Source organism: Kothea flammea (assembly GCF_052161645.1).
Classification (GTDB): domain Bacteria; phylum Planctomycetota; class Planctomycetia; order Pirellulales; family Pirellulaceae; genus Laterigemmans.
In genome coordinates this window covers 2,137,297-2,155,923 of record NZ_CP197414.1, presented here as the reverse complement: position 1 = coordinate 2,155,923, position 18,627 = coordinate 2,137,297, and the positions used below count along the sequence as shown (strand labels likewise).

At 55.8% G+C, this 18,627-nt stretch carries 12 protein-coding genes; 10 read left to right on the top strand and 2 right to left on the bottom strand.

Going from position 1 to position 18,627, the window contains the following annotated elements; translation table 11 throughout:
• Positions 1 to 138: 138 nt before the first annotated feature.
• The 10 genes from SH139x_RS07645 to SH139x_RS07600 all read left to right on the top strand — a co-directional run bounded on the left by SH139x_RS07645 (position 139) and on the right by SH139x_RS07600 (position 16,846).
• Entirely contained in the window at positions 139 to 2,616 is a 2,478-nt protein-coding gene (locus SH139x_RS07645; protein ID WP_488354683.1) for a polysaccharide biosynthesis tyrosine autokinase, read from the top strand.
• 338 nt (positions 2,617 to 2,954) lie between these two features.
• Positions 2,955 to 3,788: a glycosyltransferase family 2 protein gene (locus tag SH139x_RS07640; RefSeq protein ID WP_488354682.1), complete on the top strand. Its 834-nt coding sequence runs from the start codon at positions 2,955 to 2,957 to the stop codon at positions 3,786 to 3,788.
• 1,294 nt (positions 3,789 to 5,082) lie between these two features.
• On the top strand, positions 5,083 to 6,153 hold the full coding sequence (locus SH139x_RS07635; protein ID WP_488354681.1) for a GGDEF domain-containing protein: 1,071 nt from the start codon (positions 5,083 to 5,085) through the stop codon (positions 6,151 to 6,153).
• Positions 6,154 to 7,276: 1,123 nt separating this feature from the next.
• Positions 7,277 to 7,801 carry a hypothetical protein gene (locus SH139x_RS07630; protein WP_488354680.1) on the top strand — a complete coding sequence of 175 codons (525 nt, stop codon included), beginning with the start codon at positions 7,277 to 7,279 and terminating at the stop codon, positions 7,799 to 7,801.
• Positions 7,802 to 7,846: 45 nt separating this feature from the next.
• Positions 7,847 to 8,578: a hypothetical protein gene (locus SH139x_RS07625; RefSeq protein WP_488354679.1), complete on the top strand. Its 732-nt coding sequence runs from the start codon at positions 7,847 to 7,849 to the stop codon at positions 8,576 to 8,578.
• Between the two features lie 426 nt (positions 8,579 to 9,004).
• Positions 9,005 to 10,195 carry a hypothetical protein gene (locus tag SH139x_RS07620; protein WP_488354678.1) on the top strand — a complete coding sequence of 397 codons (1,191 nt, stop codon included), beginning with the start codon at positions 9,005 to 9,007 and terminating at the stop codon, positions 10,193 to 10,195.
• A gap of 477 nt (positions 10,196 to 10,672) precedes the next feature.
• Positions 10,673 to 12,733 (top strand): adenylate/guanylate cyclase domain-containing protein, encoded by a 2,061-nt coding sequence (locus tag SH139x_RS07615; RefSeq protein ID WP_488354677.1) that lies wholly within the window; start codon positions 10,673 to 10,675, stop codon positions 12,731 to 12,733.
• 482 nt (positions 12,734 to 13,215) lie between these two features.
• Positions 13,216 to 14,688 (top strand): IS4 family transposase, encoded by a 1,473-nt coding sequence (locus SH139x_RS07610; RefSeq protein ID WP_488354676.1) that lies wholly within the window; start codon positions 13,216 to 13,218, stop codon positions 14,686 to 14,688.
• Positions 14,689 to 14,728: 40 nt separating this feature from the next.
• Positions 14,729 to 15,430 carry a transposase gene (locus tag SH139x_RS07605; RefSeq protein WP_488354675.1) on the top strand — a complete coding sequence of 234 codons (702 nt, stop codon included), beginning with the start codon at positions 14,729 to 14,731 and terminating at the stop codon, positions 15,428 to 15,430.
• A 372-nt stretch (positions 15,431 to 15,802) separates the two neighbouring features.
• Positions 15,803 to 16,846, top strand: a complete 1,044-nt coding sequence (locus SH139x_RS07600) for a DUF1559 family PulG-like putative transporter (RefSeq protein ID WP_488354674.1) — start codon at positions 15,803 to 15,805, stop codon at positions 16,844 to 16,846.
• Positions 16,847 to 16,888: 42 nt separating this feature from the next.
• On the opposite strand, the gene SH139x_RS07595 is transcribed toward SH139x_RS07600, so the two are convergent.
• Positions 16,889 to 17,779: a YihY/virulence factor BrkB family protein gene (locus SH139x_RS07595; protein ID WP_488354673.1), complete on the bottom strand. Its 891-nt coding sequence runs from the start codon at positions 17,777 to 17,779 to the stop codon at positions 16,889 to 16,891.
• A gap of 257 nt (positions 17,780 to 18,036) precedes the next feature.
• Positions 18,037 to 18,537: a dihydrofolate reductase gene (locus SH139x_RS07590; protein WP_488354672.1), complete on the bottom strand. Its 501-nt coding sequence runs from the start codon at positions 18,535 to 18,537 to the stop codon at positions 18,037 to 18,039.
• Between the last annotated feature and the right edge of the window lie 90 nt (positions 18,538 to 18,627).

The window sequence follows — 18,627 nt, the reverse complement described above, 5'->3', positions numbered from 1 at the left end:
CGGATGGTTTTGTGGACTCAGACGGGCATGGAGGCTCATCCAACGCACTGAGCGTAACCTAGAATTTTACGATTAAGCACGGGGCCGAGAATGTTCGGCTCGCTTCGCCATCAGATTCCAATCGAGAATTGAATCGCAATGCAACAGCCATCGGTCCAATATGCCCCCGTTGAGATGGGAACGCAGCCTGCTGCCGGAATGCCGCAAGCTGGAGGTGCTTCGCTGCTGGGAGTTGCTTGGCGGCGTAAGGGCATTTTGATCTTCTTTTTGCTTTGCGGGCTCGGCGGCGGGTTTTGGTACCACTCCACGCAAGACGAAACATTTGCTTCGCTAGCATTGGTAGAGGTTTATCGACAACAAAACCAAACCTCTACGGGAAGCGCGATCGAAGAAGTTCAAGATCTCACTCCGACAGTAGTGTTTATTGATGCGGAAATTAAGAGTGACAAGGTACTGAAAGCAGCGATAGAAATTGGGCAACTGGGGGCATTCCCAGGAATGCCAAGCGAACCAGGCGCGGTGCTTGGCGTTCTTCGCGAAGGCTTGACCGTTGCACCACCATTCGAAAGCGGGGCCGAGGGCAAAGACCGCACGATGGTACAAGTGAAGTACGTCTCCACCGATCCGGGGCTCTCATCCGCAGCTGTTAACGCGATCGTGCAGGCTTATGAGGAGTACGTCAATGGACGGCACCAAACCGCGATTCTTTCGGTAAAGAACTTCTTCTCCGAGGCGAAGGGTTCGATTTTGCCGCAGCTGAAAACGCTCGAAGAAGAATATTCGGAATTCCGGGGCGAAGCTCCGCTGGAATGGTCGGCGAATGGCGAGGCAATCAATCCGTATCGCGAAGACGCGATTCGTTTGGAAGATAACGCTTACCAAATTGAGACAGAACTGCGTCAGTTAGATAGTAAAGTGAAGTTGATCGAGGAAACTGGCAAGGGGCAGTCGAGCGCTGTTGCCGTTTTGCGAGAAGTTCAATATCTACTTGATGACGTGAGTGGCATCAGCGAGATGCAGCAAGCGATCGTCGATGCTCCTAACGCTGACGTTGAATTAAAGACAAAGCTGATGGGCTTGCGGGTTCAGGCCGATCTGTTGGCTGATCTGTACGCGGCTAACCACCCTCAACGCCAAGTCATTGAAAGTGAATTGGCTTCAACTGAAAAGGCGTTGCGAGAGATTCAGCAAGCCCGTGAATTGGACCAGCCGGAATCGGTGGATGTTGGCAAACGTCAAGAAGAGGCCGCTCGTTCGTTGCTGCGAAGTTACCGTTCGGGGCTGAAGAAGAAACTTCAGTTGTTGGAGGGAGATTTAACAGACGTTCGGCTTCGTCTAGAAGAGGTGCGCGGCAGAGCACATACTTTGATTGCCTTTGAGAATAAGAACGCGTCATATATGCGTCAAATTGGACGTCTGCAAGAAATGCTCAATTCATTCGATGGGCAATTGGAGAAGGCCAGCTTGCCGCTGTTGAATCCGGGCTTGCAGGTGAATGTGTTGCGGCCAGCTGGGATGGGTGCGCGTGTCGGGCCTGAAATCTTGCGAAACTTGTTACTAGGCGGGATTCTCGGCTTAGCGGTCGGCGGAATGATTGGTTGGTTGGTTGACTGGTCGGAGCGAACTTATCGTAATCCGGATGAAGTTGCTCAGAACCTGGGCATCCCGATCATGACCCACTTGCCGATGATGCTGCTGAAGAAAAAGAAGAAGGGTGATCCTGAAGGCGATTTTGATTCGATCGATCGCGTAATCACCGTGATGCACGACCCGCATTCGCCGGGTGCCGAAGCGATTCGCTCGGTCCGCACCGCACTCTTTGCCACGGCGACCAAGGAAGCGGAGTACCAAATTATTCAAGTAACCAGCGCCCTTCCGGGTGACGGCAAGAGTACGGTGGCGGCCAACTTGGCTTCCAGCGTGGCGCGGGCTAACAAGCGAGTGCTGGTAATCGATGCCGACTTGCGGCGACCGACTCAGAGTGCGCTGTTCGGCGTGGAGGCTGGTTTGGGTTTGTCTTCGGTGCTGAATGGTGATTGTTTGGCTTCCGAGGCAATGTTTGCAACGGCCGTGGAAGGTTTGTATGTGATGCCGACCGGGCCCAAGCCGAATAATCCCTCCGAGGCGCTGATGTTGCCCGAGTTCGGCGCGATGCTGGACGATTTGCGGGCTGATTTCGATATGATCATCGTCGATACGCCGCCGCTGTTGGCTGTGACGGATGCCAGCAACGTGGCGACGCATGTTGACGGGGTGATGTTCGTGATGCGGATTGGCCGCAACGTGAAGCCGATGTCGAAACGTGCCGTGACGATGCTGCGTGGCTTGCATGTCAACATTATCGGCGTGATCGTCAACGCGATCGGCGATAGTGGCTACAGCGCGACATACGCAAATGCTTGGTCGACCAGCTACGGCGGGCAACCTGGCAGCGAGTATGGCTACGGCTATTACCGCTACGGCAGCGATCGTTACTTGAATGCCAGCAAGGGGCAATCGGTGACGGTTAAAGGCAAGAGCGATAATCGCAAATCACGAGTGCTAGAGCCCGCGGCTCTGCCAAGTTCCAACGGCCATCACGAGAAGCCCGATTTGTTTGAAACGGATGATCTATAGTGGAATAGGCTTCCAGCCTGTAAAGAAAGTAGAATAGGCTTCCAGCCTATTTATACCCCACAAGTCATCATGCCTTGCTCCCCTGTCAGCTTGTCTGGCGGGAAGCCGAGGCTGGGAAGCTAGACCCAATCCGCAAGCTGCGCAGCATTTCGGGTTTAACTTGTGCTCGCCGCGTCAAGCGGCGAGCACAAGTTAAACGCGGTGGTTTGAGGGGGTCGGTGTCTAGCTGCGAACCTTATTCACCCACGAGACAAGCTCGTGGGGGTCAAAAAAGACGTGGGATACATACAGGCAGGATGCCTATTCCACAGCCTATTCCCCATTGATATTGTTTCGGGATGACGTTGCCGCTGACCGTTGTGGTGTTGACCTTTAATGAAGAGGTCAACCTGCCCGCTTGCCTCGATTCCCTGCGCGGGCGAGTCGATGATGTGCACGTTTTGGATTCAGGTAGCAGCGATCGCACGCTTGAGATCGCTAATTCTTATCATGTGCCTGTCCATCACAATCCGTTCGCGGGTTTTGGCCAGCAGCGCAATTGGGCGATCGATCACATCGATCACGCTCATCCCTGGACCCTGCATCTTGATGCCGACGAGCGGTTGACAACCGAACTGGTTGCCGAGCTGACTGAGTTGCTCGCCGCCAATCCGCCGGAAGCAGGTTTCTATGTCCCCAATAAACTAATTTTCGGCGACAAATGGCTGCGCTACTCGAGTGGTTACCCGATTTATCAGGTGCGGCTCTTTCATCGCCAGCGTTTGCGTTTCGAAGACCACGGCCATGGACAACGGGAAGTCACCGAGGGCAAGTTACGTTACTTGCAAGAGCCTTATTTGCACGAAGCGTACAACAAAGGGTTGGATGATTGGTTCGCTAAACATGCCAAATATGCTCGTGCCGAGGCGGAGCTGCTGTTCGCCAATAATTTGCCAATGCTTGATTGTTTTCGCAAATTGGTTTCGGGAGGTTCGGTGGAACGTCGCCGCGCTCTGAAGTCGTTGGCATATCGTCTACCGTTCCGGCCAAACTTGCGGATGTTTTATTCGCTAGTAGTGAAGCAGGGAATTCGCGATGGCCGCTCCGGAATCGCTTACGCAAGGCTTTTAGCCGCCTACGAATCGATGATTGATGCTCATCTGAGTCGTCTGAAGGCGGGGATCCGGCTGTAGTTGCGACAATGTAGAACGATTGTCCCCAATCGTTTGCCCCGTGAGCCGCAGGCGTGTAAGTTTCCCGCCCAGCCTGAGGCGCGAAGGGGCTTGCAGCCCGGAGGGCGACAGACAACCTGCCGGGCCCGTGAGGGCCCGGTGTGTTGGTTTTTGTCCTGGAAACCCGGAGGGCGACAGATGCAATGGAGTCAGACACGCCGGGAATGTGTCGGCCTCCGGGCTTGGGTTCTTTTGGGCTTGGCACCTGTGGCTGACGCCACCGGCAGCTTGTCTGCCGCCCTCCGGGCTGGGGATGACCGCGAACGATTGAGGACAATCGTTCTACAATGACGCCACCGGCAGTTTGTGTGTCGCCCGCCGGGCTGGGGATGACCGCGAACGATTGAGGACAATCGTTCTACAATGACGCCAACGGCAGTTTGTCTGTCGCCCGCCGGGCTGGGGATGACCGCGAACGATTGAGGACAATCGTTCTACAATGACGCCAACGGCAGTTTGTATGTCGCCCGCAGGGCTGGGGATGACCGCGAACGATTGAGGACAATCGTTCTACAATGACGCCAACGGCAGTTTGTATGTCGCCCGCAGGGCTGGGGATGACCGCGAACGATTGAGGACAATCGTTCTACAATGACGCCACCGGCAGTTTGCATGCCGCCCGCCGGGCCGGGCTGATCGCCCTGGAAGTAGGGATTTGCTGGAAGTTTAGGAATGGTGGAACGATTGTTGCCAATCGTTCCACTCTGGCGGCTGCGGCTCAAACGATTGGGAACAATCGTTTTACATTACCGCCCTTCGGGCTGGGCTGATCGCCCTGAACACCTCCCCCCTGTCCGCCCCTAGCCCCTAGCCCCTAGCCCCTAGCCCCTAGCCACTAGCCACTAGCCACTAGCCACTAGCCACTAGCCACTAGCCACTAGCCACTAGCCACTAGCCACTAGCCACTAGCCACTAGCCACTAGCCACTAGCCACTAGCCACTAGCAACTAGCCACTAGCCACTAGCCACTAGCCACTAGCCACTAGCAACTAGCCACTAGCCACTAGCCACTAGCCACTAGCCACTAGCAACTAGCCACTAGCCACTAGCCACTAGCCACTAGCCACTAGCAACTAGCCACTAGCAACTAGCAACTAGCAACTAGCAACTAGCTTCTTCTTCCTAGGGGGATTCCCGTATTTTCTTGCCTTATTCTCTTTTGCCTGGTCACGTTTTGCGGCCTAACTTTCTCTAGGAAAATCGAGGTTGGGTACTCCTTGGCGCGGACTCCCTACTCCTCGTCGATGCTGATTTGATGCTCACTCTAGGCCACATTGCCATGACTCCCACCGTCATTCTGATCGCTCTGGTTTGCCAAATTCTGTTTGCCGCCATCGGCGGACTGCTTTGGTTTCGCTCCGGCAATAAAGTCGATAAATCGCTCGACATACCCAATTTCGGCGAGAATCATGCCCAAGCTACCGAGGTCAGCGTCGGTTTGCTGGCGAAAATCTCCGGCTTGCTGCTCTCCCACCAAGGTGTGATAGCTGATGTGGAAGCTGGTCGCGGCCGGCCGCTGAGCGACAAAGAACGAGCTCGAAGCCGCGCTATCACTTGCCAACTCGATGAAAATATCGACCACCTCAGCGAAGTGCTGCTCCCCTACGATGACCTCTACAGCGAAGAACGCTCGCAGCTGAAAGACTACGCCGGCCGCGCGGAAAGCTTGGATCGCTTGCTCGCTCGACAAAACCAATCCCCCGTCACCGAAGAAAAACTCATGCAACTGCTGCGGAAAATGCAGCAAGAAAATGAAGAACTGCGGAGCACCGTGGAAAAATGCGAATCGGAAATCTCCGAGCTCATCGTCCGCGCAATCCGCTCCGACCGTGATGCTCGCATCGATCCGCTGACCCGACTGCCAAACCGACGAGCTTGGATCGAACGCAAAGCGACGCTCGAGCCCGAACTGGCCGATTACGCCATCGCCACGCTCGATCTCGACCATTTTAAAGAAGCCAATGACACGCTGGGGCACGCCGCCGGGGACGCAATCCTCAGGCTGGTCGCCAAAATCTTGCGTGAAAGTTTACACGCTACCGTGTACCGCATCGGGGGCGATGAGTTCGTGCTGTTGGTGAATTGCAAGTCGCTGGAGGAAGCGAAACGCCGCATCGAGCTGATCCGCGAACGGATCGAAAAAGCCCGCGTTTATCACGATGGCAAAAACCTCTCCATCACCGCCACCATCGGGGTCGCTCAAGCTGGCCCCACCGAACCGATTGATACCACGCTGGAACGAGCCGATCAGGCTCTCTACGAAGCCAAACGAAAAGGTAAAAATAGAATCGAAGCGAGTGAGGAAGGGGTGATTGCTAGTGGCTAGATGCTAGTGGCTAGATGCTAGTGGCTAGATGCTAGTGGCTAGATGCTAGTGGCTAGATGCTAGATGCTAGATGCTAGATGCTAGATGCTAGATGCTAGATGCTAGATGCTAGATGCTAGATGCTAGATGCTAGATGCTAGATGCTAGATGCTAGATGCTAGATGCTAGATGCTAGATGCTAGATGCTAGATGCTAGATGCTAGATGCTAGATGCTAGATGCTAGATGCTAGATGCTAGATGCTAGATGCTAGATGCTAGATGCTAGATGCTAGATGCTAGATGCTAGATGCTAGATGCTAGATGCTAGATGCTAGATGCTAGATGCTAGATGCTAGATGCTAGATGCTAGATGCTAGATGCTAGATGCTAGATGCTAGATGCTAGATGCTAGATGCTAGATGCTAGATGCTAGATGCTAGATGCTAGATGCTAGTGGCTAGATGCTAGTGGCTAGATGCTAGATGCTAGATGCTAGGGGCTAGGGGCTAGGGGCTAGGGGCATTTTGCATTTTTCAATCTCCATTTTTTCTTACTGATTTTTTGTTTGGCTCTGAGCGACCGCACCGGGCCCTGACGGGCCCGGCAGTTTATATGTCGCCCTCCGGGCCGGGATTTGCGCCGTGGAAATCGGGCGATCAGCCCAGGCCGGAGGCCGACAGATAACCTGCCGGTGGCGTCAGCCACCGGTTACCAAGCACCCGCAGCGTCTAGGCCAGAGGCCGACACATTTCCGCTTGGCCCAAGTCTATTTCTTATGCCGCCCTCCGGGCTTTAATGGCTGACTTGGACCGCACCGGGCCCTGACGGGCTCGGCAGTTCATATGCCGCCCTCCGGGCTGGGCTTAGCGCCGTTAAGGTGGTAGGTGCTGAGTGGGTAATCGCCTGACTGAAACGCCTGCGGCTGCGGGCAAACGGGTTTGGTACCAAACGATTGAGGACAATCGTTCTACACTGCCGGCTGCGGGGCTAACGGCTAATCGCTAACTCGTCAAGCGTTATGTTAATTTGGGTAAATTCGTGCTGATTGATTGATGGATTCCCATCACCCCGGTAGCTTGCCGGCACCTGAGGGGGCTGATGCCCCTCGTGCACGGTTTTTATCCAATTTATCGGGAGATTTTCATGATGCGCTTGAGTTCGATGTTCGTGGCGCTGGCCCTCAGTGGCATTTGCGCTATAGCTGTCAACGCACAAGAGCGGTTGCCTGCCGCAATTGGCAGCCCAGATCAAGTCCCAGATGGAGTTGCTCTCGACGTGTTGCTGCGGCAACATGCTCAACTGAACGAGCGGGGTGAGCTAATCGGTTCGCTCAATGCCAACCGCGCAAATGGGCAAGTGCGAGGGCTGGCCAAGTTGCCGATTGGCTTGATCCAGAATGGACGCCTGCTCGCTCGCGCAGAAACTTCGCCCAACGGCGATTTCATGTTTCCCGGGCTCAGCCCTGGGGTCTACACCTTGGCCGCTGCCAACGCCCAAGAGTTGATCGTGCTGCCGATCTTGATCAGCGGCCAGTCCCCGCAAGCGACTCCGATCAGCCTGGTAACGGCGAGTTCGATCTCTGCTGATCGCCGTCAAGCTGTGTTGGCCAACCTCTATGGACCGCAAACCAGCAGGCGGCCGAACTGGAGTTTGGCCGGAGGAGCGTAGTTCGTTGACGTCCCGCCCAGCACACCAATCTTCGTCAACCCGGCTGTGAGCCTCCAGCCCGATGGAGCGTTGGTTGGTCGCCTGTCAATGATCGGTTGGCGAATTGCCACCGTCAATATGGAAGGCATGATGGTTCGTTTGACTCGTGATGGTCAAACGATTGCCGAAGCTGCGGTTGCCGCCGATGGCAGCTACGCAATCTCGCATGTTTCCCCAGGCTCGGTCAACGTGCTGGTTTTCGGCCCTCAAGGCTTTGCCGCGTTGGGTGTTCAGCTGGTGCCTGCTGGTAGTCAAGTTGAGCGAGCACGAACGCAGGCTGGGGGAAAATTGGTAGCCGCTCCGCGGCGGCCTTGCGAGACGCTCAAAATCGAAGTCGCACCGCTCCATGATGTGGTGGTGCCAACTCAACTCCCCTGCGATTGCTTCACGGAGCCGCTGGTCGCGAGCCAACTTGGCCCCTGTGGCACGCCCTGCGGCGGTCTGCCTGGAGATATGCTCGGTGTCGACGGCTTTAGCGGAATGCCGGGTGTCGATGGCTTTGGCGGTGTGCCCGGAGGTGGCGGCTTTGGTGGAGGAGGAGGTGGTGGCTTCGGCGGAGGTGGTGGCGGCGGCTTTGGTGGAGGTGGCTTCGGCGGAGGTGGTGGCGGCGGCTTCGGCGGGGGTGGACTCGGTGGTCTGGGTGCGATCGGAGGTTTAGCTGCGGCGGCCGCGCTGGTCGCTGGCGGTGATGATGATCCGCCATTTGTTCCCGGGCCGTTTTCACCGAATGGCAATTAGGTAGAGGACCGCCGCAGCAGAGTCGCTTCGGCGGCGAGGCAAGCTCTCGGATCTTGGCGAGCAGGGGAGCTTGTCTCTTTTTTCGGGGCTGGGGTGGTAGGTGCTGAATGGGTCAATCGGTTGAATGACGCCTGCGGCTTTGCCGGCGGGGCTAACGGCAACAAACGATTGGGGACAATCGTTCTACATTGTCGCCTGCGGGCAAAACGGGGGCCTAGCCACTAGCCACTAGCCTCTAGCAACTAGCCACTAGCCGCTTAAAAGAGGGGATCGCTGATTGATTGGCGAAAATTAGTTCTCAGTTAATTTGGGTAACTTTGTGCAGATCGGTTGATTGAATTGGTTACCCCTATTATGCTGTGGGCAATTCAGGGGCTGTTGCGTCTGATGCTTTAGTTTTTTTGCCGATTTATCGGGGTGATGTTGATGAACCGTTTGAGTTCGATGTTTGGTGTGCTGGCCCTCAGCGGCGTTTGCGCACTGCCCGCCGTGGCGCAAGAGACGCTGGCCGCACCCGCTGCGAGCCCAGAGATGCTCCAAGCTGGACTCGCTCCCAACGTGTTGATCCGTCAACACGCTCAACTGAATGAGCGGGGTGAACTGCTCGGTTCGCTCAGCACCATCTCGGCGGATGGAAAAATGCGAGGCTTGCCCAACTTGCCGATCAGCTTGATCCAAGGTGGACGCATCCTGGTCCGCGTGCAAACTTCGCCCGATGGCGATTTCATGTTTCCTCAGGTTCGTCCAGGGATCTACACGCTGGCTGCTTCCAATACCAGGGAGCTGATCGTTCTGCCAATTCTGATCAGTGGCATCTCTGCGCAAGCCACTCCGATCAACTTGGTTACGGCCAGTTCAATTCCGGCCGACCGCCGCCAAGCGGTGCTGGCCAACCTGTACGGTCCGCAGACGGCCGCTTCGGCTGGCTGGAGCCCCACGCCTGATCAAATGATTGCAACGCCTGAAGCGGCTCCCACTTTTGTCAATCCAGATGTTAGCTTGCAGCCCAACGGGATGCTGTTGGGACGCATTTCAGCGATCGGGTTGATGCCCGGTGCTATGGATATGGAAGGGATGATGATTCGTTTGACTCGCCAAGGTGAGACGATTGCCGAAGCGCCAGTTGCCTCGGATGGGTCTTTCGCCATTCCGGGTGTAACCCCAGGTCCTGTCAGCGTATTGGTCTTTGGCCCTCAAGGCTTTGCCGCTTTGGGTGTGCGGATTGTGCCGTCGGCCCAGTTCGGCGGAATGCAGTCCAATGCAATGGAGACCCTGGTGACGATGCAAGCTGGCCCCGCCAGCAGTTTGAACATTGAAATCGCTTCGCCCGAGGACGTTGTCGCGGCAACTCAAGTTCCCGGCGACTCGTTCACTGATCCACTGGCTGCCGGACAAATTGGTCCCGGTGGTTTGCCAGGCGGTGGTGTTCCCGGTGGCGGCGGCTTCGGCGGTGGCGGAGGCGGCTTCGGTGGTGGTGCAGGTGGCGGCGGTGCTGGTGCAGGTGGTGGACTGGGTGGCATTGGTGCCATCGGTGGTCTAGCCGCGGCTGCCGCGTTGGTTGCCGGTGATGATGATCCGCCATTTATCCCGAGTGACGATTCTCCTGACGGCACATGATGCTCGTCTATGATTTTTTTGATCCAACGAAAAACCCGCCTCGATGATGTCGAGACGGGTTTTTTTGTGCTCTAACTAAACGCGATGGATACGGGTAAGCATTGCGTCGAAAGAGAACCACACGCTGGCGCGAGCGTTCCGCTCAGGATTAATTTGCCCGACCCCAACGAGCTTGCCTCGTTCGGTGAAGCAGTTTTTTTGGCTAGGCTGGCCGCCACATCCCACGCGATATTATCCCCTGCCGCCCGCCCGACCCCCCGTGGCGGGCGGGCGGGCAGGGAAAACGTGGCGCACAACGCGGCGATTCTTGCTAGCTGGCAACCTTGTTCACCGAACGAGGCAAGCTCGTTGGGGTCCATGGCGCGTGGCGGCTGATTCCGTCCTCACGCCTTACGCCTTTTCTTTTGGTATGTTACCGACTGCAGAAAACTAGGCAGACAACTTGGCAATTTAACGGCTTACGGAGCTGGGCAACTCGTGACGGTTTATTTGCAAGTTATCAACGATCAAGGAATTGTGCGCGAAGTTGAATTGGTGCGACCTATTGAGGTTGGCCGTTGCTATCCCCAAGAATCGATGGCTGACGAAGGCCCGCGGTTGTTGATCGCCGAGGCGCAACAGACTTCCGTGCCGCGACAGTGGTTCCAAGTCAGCCAAGTTGCTGCCGGTGAAGTTCAAATCCGTAATCTGCACCGCGCGCACGCCGTCTTCATGGAAGACTTGGCGGGGCCCATTCCGCCGGGGCAATCTCGCCAGCTGCTAGCGAATCCCCCGGTCACAATCCGCTTGCTCGAAGGAGCCAGGCTGCGAATCTGTGATCAAGATCATCGCCAGCTGGAACCGCTTTCCGGTAGCGATGACATGTCGGGTATCCGTTCGCTGCTCTCGTCGGGATCTAACGAGGCGAAAGGAAACAGCGGGGGCAAGCGTGAAGATTCTCCGATGTTGACGATGCGCCCTTTCGCTGAGGGGCGCGTGGTCGAAGGTGCTGATGCGTTGGCGCTGGTCCGCAAAGCACTAAGCGTGGTCGAAGCGGCAGCCAGCTCGGATGGATTCCTGGAAGCGGCCGTGCGGGCCGCCGTCGAGATTGTCGGCTTGGATCGCGCCGCCATTCTGATCCCCAATCCCAACTCGGCTGCCAAGCAAACAAGCGGGCAACAGCCGAATGCGGCGCAGCAATCGTCGGCGTCCTCCGCTGCTCCCGCTTCCGCTGCTGGGACGTCGCCTGCTGGGATGCCGGTCGACAGTCAATCGATTTCGATCTCCATCATGGCTGCTTCGCTGCCGGCCGACTGCGCGCCGCGGAATACGGGTGCTGCCGCGGCTGCAGGTGGCAAGCCCAAATCGCAATGGCGGAGCCGCGCGCAATACTTAGCCAATCATGCTCGCGACGGGCAACTGCCCCGCGTCAGCTCGTCGGTACTCCGCCGCGTGATGGAGCTGGCGCAGACGCAGATCTATGAAGCCAATTTGGACATGATGAGCATGTCGCTCGATAGCGTCAGCAGCGTTGTCGCGGCGCCGATTCTCGACCGTGACAAATCGGTGGCCGCTGTTTTGTACGGTGACCGTTGGCTGGCGGTCGAGGGTGCTGATACGCGGATCAGCGAGCTGGAGGCTCTGTTGCTGGAGGTGCTGGCCGGCGCGGTGGCTGGTGGAATCGCTCGGCAACAAGAGGAGCGTTCGCGGGCCAACTTGTCGGAGTTCTTTTCGCCGCGAGTCGCTTCGATGTTAGTGGCCCGCCCCGATTTATTGTCAGGGCGTGATGCGGATGTCTCGGTCCTGTTCTGCGACGTGCGAGGTTTCAGCGCCATCTCTGAGCAGTTCGGTCCTGAGCTGACGATCGAGTGGATTAATGATGTGTTGACCGAGCTCAGTCAATGTGTGGTGGATGGAGACGGAGTGCTGGTCGATTACGTCGGCGACGAACTGTTGGCGATGTGGGGTGCGCCCGAGGAACAGCCCGATCATGCGGAGCGAGCGCTGACGGCAGCCCGCCAAATGCTGGTCGCGATCGAGCGGCTGAGGACTCGCTGGGACAGTCAATTCGGCGCCACGCTGGATGTCGGCATCGGCATCAACAGCGGCCCGGCGCGGGTCGGTAACGTCGGCAGTCGGTTAAAGTTTAAGTATGGAGTGCTCGGGCATACGGTAAATCTGGGCAGTCGCTTGCAAGGTGCTTGCAAACACCTCGGCGTCCGCTGTATTGCTTCGGCCGATTCGGTCGCGGCGGCCGGTAATCGCGATTGCGCTCGCCGGCTCGCCCGCTTGCGAGTTGCCGGGATCCGCGAGACGATCGCAGTCTACGAATGCGTAGCAAGCGTGACGAGCGATTGGAAGCGCCTGTGTGAAGAGTACGAAGCGGCGTTGCTAGATTTCGAAGGGGGGCAGCCCGGCGAGTCGGTGCATCGTTTGGGCCGCTTGTTGCAAGAGTTCCCCGGCGATCGCCCGAGCGCATTCCTGCTGGGCCGAGCAGCCAAGTCGCTGACCGATCCCACGTCCCAAGTCGACGCCATCTGGGAACTACCAGGTAAGTAAGTGGAATAGGCCCGTGGAATAGGCTTCTAGCCAAGTGGAATAGGCTTCTAGCCTGTATGAGAACGTGGAATAGGCTTCCAGCCTGTATGGGAACGTGGAATAGGCTTCCAGCCTGTATGGGAACGTGGAATAGGCTTCCAGCCTGTCTGAGAACGTGGAATAGGCTTCCAGCCTGTCTGAGAACGTGGAATAGGCTTCCAGCCTGTATCGGAGCTCTTTGAATAAATTCCAACATGCACACCTGCACTGTAGGAACATTTTGAATACCATCCGCATGGTACCAAATCGGCATACCAAGGTAGTTACAGGCTGGAAGCCTATTCCACCCCGTTTTTTGCTACAGGCTGGAAGCCTATTCCACCTCTTTTTTAGCTACAGGCTGGAAGCCTTTTTATACCCCAGAACTTTTTCTTGCCTATTTTGGAGCCTAAGAGAATAATCGGACACGATGGAGGTTCAATTTTTTCACGGAAGGCAACCAGATGGTATCAGATTGGGTAGATAGCGAGTTTGAAACTTTAGATCTTGGTCACTTGCAGCGAGAAAAGCGTGTCCGAGCGTTTGTAACCCAGGCAGCAAAGATCGGCGAATCGACGCCCGATCGCACTCGTTCGAACGCCGAACTCAAAGGAATCTACCGCTTGACCGACAACTCAAACGTGGATGTCAACGAAATCTTCGACGCCCATCATCAGGCCACAAGAAAACGCTGCTCCGAGCATTCACATGTCTTTCTTTCCCAGGACACTAGCGAATTTGACCTGACTAAGCCCAAACAGCAAGTCGCCGGGGCCGGGCCGTTGGGAACTGACAAACGGGTCGGTTTTTTCTATCATCCGCTCTATGCCGTCAATCGGGACGGCCTTCCCCTGGGGGTCGTCGATCAGGTCTTGTGGACACGGGATCCGGCTTCACTGGAAGTGACCGCCAAGGAACGAAAAGCCAACCAAAAACGGCGATGTTTTGAAGAAAAGGAGAGCTGCCGGTGGCTTGAGATGATGCAAAGTGGTGAGCAAATCGCTCGATTAATGCCGCAAACTCAATTTACACTTTTGGCAGACAGCGAAGCCGATATCGGTGAATTGCTTACTCAAGCTAACGAGTTTCCCGATAACTTTGATTTTATCATTCGCCACTGCCGCACCGAGAAAATCATTGAAGCCAGAGACGCGTTGACCGGCGAGCCGATCGCGGGCGTCGAGACGATTGACGAAGCCCTTTCGAAGGTGTCCTGGCGAGGGGAAAAGACTGTTTGCATCGGCGGTCGCGACGCTCCGGTGCTTCCTGATGATACAAAGCGTGTTCGTAAGCAAGCTCGTATGTCCCGCGAGGCCTTGGTGCAGTATCGCTCTGTCCGCCTGAAGGTAGCCGGTGGTCGCCGCGTCGGTGGTGGGACATTGCCCAACGTGTGGATCAATGTGGTTGAATCGCTCGAGATCGCTCCGCCTGCTAGCGACTCGCCGATCCGCTGGGTTTTGTTGACGACGTTGCCGATCGGTACAGCCCAAGAGATTAACGCGGTTCTCGAAGGTTACTGCGTCCGTTGGAGTGTCGAATTGTATTTCAAAACGCTCAAGAGTGGTTTGAATGTGGAGGACATGAAGTACGAAACGCTGGAGCGATATCTTCGGGCGTTCTCGATGTTGACGGTAGTTGCTTGGCGAGTGGAATACCTCAAGGGGGCGACGCGGAGCGATCCGGATGCCCCATGCACGGAATACTTTACTGATCAAGAGTGGATGGCGGTGATGCTCTTTTTGCATCGTCGACCGGTGAAGCCGAACGAGCCACCGACGATGGAGATATTTATGAAATCGATCGCTATGCTCGGTGGCTACATCAACAAGAAAGCACAAGGTCCTCCAGGCTCCAAAACAATTTGGCGAGGAATGAGCCGTTTCTCAACGATCGTCGAAGCCTACGCTGTGTTCTCTCAAATGAGTTCTGGGGTATAAAAAGGCTGGAAGCCTATTCCACTTTTATGGGACTGGTGCGATGTCGTTGTTCCGCAAACGTCTGCTTCCTCATGTCGATGTTGATGATAAACCTTACTTCATCACGGCATGCCTGTTTGGTAGTGTCAATAACGCCGGCTTGAGCGACATTAAACGCTACAGAAATATGCTTGATGAGCGGCCTTGTCCTGATGATCTCACAATAGCCGAGTGGGAATACAAAAAATACAAGCTAGTTTTCAAGTTTGTGGATGAGCTACTTGATCATGCCTCGCCTGTAAACCACTTGAAAGATGACAGATTAGCAAGAATTGTGTTTAACGCGTTTTTGCATTTTGCCGATGAACGTTATCGGCTATTCGCTTTCGTCGTAATGCCCAGTCATCATCATTGGCTATTCTTGCCGACTCAAGCTTGGTGTGATCAACTTGCAGCCAGCAGACAGCCCGGCCAGCCGATCGTGTCACCGCGTGAATCGATCTCACATAGCATCCAAAGCTATACAGCCAATTTATGTAATCGGACACTGCAGAAGACGGGACCTTTTTGGCAGCGCGAGTCGTTTGATCATTTTGCGCGCGACGAAGCCGAACTGCTTCGCATTTGTCACTATATCGAAAACAATCCAGTGAAAGCTGGACTTTGTAACACTCCAGGCGACTACCGCTGGTCATCAGCAGCCTATCGCTTACAGCACAACATTCCCCTTGGTCACCCACTGCCAAAGATCATGGCATTCTAAGTGGAATAGGCTTCCAGCCTGTAAAGAACGTGGAATAAGCTTCCAGCCTGTAAAGAACGTGGAATAGGCCTCCAGCCTGTATAAGAACGTGGAATAGGCCTCCAGCCTGTATAAGAACGTGGAATAGGCTTCCAGCCTGTAAAGAACGTGGAATAGGCTTCCAGCCTGTATGAAACCTGCAAGTAATTTGGTTAAGGTTCATTTACAGGCTGGAAGCCTATTCCACTTAAAATGCTAAGGATTGGTTAAATCCTGATGTGGTTTTTCAGCGCTCATTGCCATCGCTAACTGCTACTACTAAAACTGCGGTCGATACGAATAGTGGGGAGTCGAACGGTTGCAGGGTTTGTTTTTTCTATGGGAATGATCGGGATGTTAGGTAAGCAAGGTAAGCGATTCGGCTTTACGCTGGTCGAGCTATTGGTGGTGATCGCAATTATTGGAATCTTGGTCGGCTTGCTGCTGCCAGCCGTGCAAGCGGCTCGCGAAGCGGCTCGCCGGATGCAATGTCAGAATAATCTCAAGCAGATGGGCTTGGCGGCGCTCAATTTCGAATCGGCTCGCCAACAATACCCCACCGGCCCGATGGATGGCGACCCTGAAGCGATTACGACCAGCGGTGCCCCAAACCCGGGCGGTTACCCGCAACGAGCTTGCTGCCGCGCAGCCACTCGCCGGGGCTGGAATCACTTCTACCACATCTTGCCGTACCTTGAGCAGGAAGCCCTCTACAACGCGGGCAACGACGCGCCCCCTTATTGGCCCTACCAACCGAACAACGCCGGCGAAGATGACGTGGCCGGGGTGTCGCTAGCCGTTTACCACTGCCCCAGCCGCCGGCCCCCCAGTCTTTACAATAACGGCTTGTTCGCTCGCCATGACTACGCCGGCTGCGCTGGTTTTTACCAAGGTCCACCCCACAGCGGAACCAACGTGATTCCCGCTCCGCCGTTGGGGCTGAGTCCAGCTCGCAGCATCAGTCAAGCACCGAACACCGGTAACACCCCCGGCTTGCGCGGCGCTATTTTGTGGCCCGGTTTTGGTGAGTACCGCATCTTGTCGCAATTTCACGATGGATTGTCGAACAGCATTGCGTTTGGCGAGAAATGCTTGCCCCGCTCAGAATTCGGACGCGACGGTGGCGATAACGAACGTTGGAACAACAGCGGCTGGGACACTGATTCGCTCCGTCATCATTTCCCCCCCGAAAGCGATTTTACGGCTCAACCGCGGACTGGTGGAACCACCGGCGGAACTGTCTGGCGACGCATGTTCGGCAGTTCGCACCCCACCGGCCTGAACATTGTGCGTGCTGATGGCTCCGTTCACTTTCATCCCTTCACCGTCGATCCGCTAACCTGGATGTACCTCTGCGTGATCGATGACGGTGAGACGATCGACAGCACGCAACTGTAAGTAATCGTAATGACGCGAACTTGATCAGTGGCGGAGCACTTGCTATCGCACTCGCACGGCACCTTTTTCCGGCACGATCTTGCGACCGTAGATCTTGGCCCAGCTCTGCGTAAACTCGGCTCCCAGGAGAAAGACCAGGGCTGAGTAATAGAGCCAGATCAAGAGCACCGCCAGGGATGCGGCGGCGCTGCCGAGTTGGGCGGCCGGCTCGCTGTAGGTCAAATAGAGGCTGAGTAAATAGCGGCCGATGAAAAATAACACGGTGGTGATGCCGGCTCCCACCGTCGCCTCCTGCCAGCCGATCTTGGCGTCGGGCATAAATTTCAGCAAAGCGGCGAAGATAAAAAGCGTGACCACCATGCTGATTGCGTAATTGATCACCATCAACGCCGATTCTTGCATACCGACCCAGCCACCGACTTGGCTCCCCACGGTGTTGAACATGGTCGAAATCACCAAGGAGATCAGCAGTAACACGCCGAGTCCCAGGATCAAGCCGAGTGAAAGCAGTCGCTTTTGCAAAAAAGTTTTTACCGCACTCGATGCCGGGGCGGGCTGCACGTGCCAAGCTCGATTGAGCGAATTTTGCAAAGCGGCCATCGCGCCGGTGGCCCCCACGGCGATTGCCAAAAAGCTGATCAGCGACTTCCACCACAGACCTGATTGCTGACGATTTTGCTCCAGCATGTTGCTGATTTGTGCCGCGACCGTTTCGTTGCCGACCATCTCGGACGCTTGTTCCTCGATCAAGTCATTGGCCTTGCTTTCCGCTTGGTCGGAGTCGTAAGCCAATGACATGCCCCAGGTGACAATTGTCAGCAGCAGGAACAGCAGCGGGGGGAGCGCGAACACGGTGTAGTACGCCAAGGCGGCTGCCATCGTCAAACAGTCGTCGTCAATGAAGGCCTGGAGCGTCGATTTTAACAATCGCATATTGGTCAATGAGTTGATTGGAGACTTCGGCATTTGCACGTAGTGGCCGCGGAGATTCGCGGCTGCGAGCGATTTTGTGCAAATGTTGGTCCAGAGAGCGTTCTATCCCGCGAACTGCTAGCCACTAGCCACTAGCCACTAGCCACTAGCCACTAGCCACTAGCCACTAGCCACTAGCCACTAGCCACTAGCCACTAGCCACTAGCCACTAGCCACTAGCCACTAGCCACTAGCCACTAGCCACTAGCCGCTAGCCGCTAACTGCTAACCCGCTTTTTCCAGATTTGAAACTCTGTAGCGTGCGAGTCTTTATCCGTTTGCGGATAGCGGGCTTGCAGCTCGCAGCGATATTCGCCAAAGTTAATCTCCAACTGCGTATCGCCGCTGGTTTCTGTCCAGACTCTTGTCAAATAAATCGCTTGACACTTCGGTAACAACATCTCATAGATGCTGGCTCCCCCGATCACGTAGACTTGCTCGGCCGTTTGACAGATATCTTCCATCTGCTGGAAGGAATCTATCACATCCACCCCTGGGATCGTCGCTCGCGTGCGCGAGAGTACTATGTTTTGCCGCCCCGGCAATGGTCGCCCGATCGAATCATAAGTCTTACGCCCCATCACGATTGGATGCCCCATCGTGAGACGCTTGAAACGCCGCAAGTCGGACCCCAACTGCCAGGGCATATCTCCATCCCGGCCGATCACTCCACTCGGTGATGCGGCCACCACCGCTATCCACTGCGTGCTGGCTGTCATGCTGGTATCAAGCGTTCGTTTGGGAGGAAAAAAGCAATTCGATTTCCGCCGGGCTTGCCCCGGCCGGGATCACAAGTGGTAGCTACCAAG

Excerpts from the sequence above, each read along its gene's own strand:
- SH139x_RS07645 (WP_488354683.1), top strand. The coding sequence starts at position 139 with ATGCAACAGCCATCGGTCCAATATGCCCCCGTTGAGATGGGAACGCAG.
- SH139x_RS07640 (WP_488354682.1), top strand. The coding sequence starts at position 2,955 with ATGACGTTGCCGCTGACCGTTGTGGTGTTGACCTTTAATGAAGAGGTC.
- SH139x_RS07635 (WP_488354681.1), top strand. The coding sequence starts at position 5,083 with ATGCTCACTCTAGGCCACATTGCCATGACTCCCACCGTCATTCTGATC.
- SH139x_RS07630 (WP_488354680.1), top strand. The coding sequence starts at position 7,277 with ATGATGCGCTTGAGTTCGATGTTCGTGGCGCTGGCCCTCAGTGGCATT.
- SH139x_RS07620 (WP_488354678.1), top strand. The coding sequence starts at position 9,005 with ATGAACCGTTTGAGTTCGATGTTTGGTGTGCTGGCCCTCAGCGGCGTT.
- SH139x_RS07610 (WP_488354676.1), top strand. The coding sequence starts at position 13,216 with ATGGTATCAGATTGGGTAGATAGCGAGTTTGAAACTTTAGATCTTGGT.
- SH139x_RS07605 (WP_488354675.1), top strand. The coding sequence starts at position 14,729 with ATGTCGTTGTTCCGCAAACGTCTGCTTCCTCATGTCGATGTTGATGAT.
- SH139x_RS07600 (WP_488354674.1), top strand. The coding sequence starts at position 15,803 with ATGTTAGGTAAGCAAGGTAAGCGATTCGGCTTTACGCTGGTCGAGCTA.
- SH139x_RS07595 (WP_488354673.1), bottom strand. The coding sequence starts at position 17,779 with ATGCGATTGTTAAAATCGACGCTCCAGGCCTTCATTGACGACGACTGT.
- SH139x_RS07590 (WP_488354672.1), bottom strand. The coding sequence starts at position 18,537 with ATGACAGCCAGCACGCAGTGGATAGCGGTGGTGGCCGCATCACCGAGT.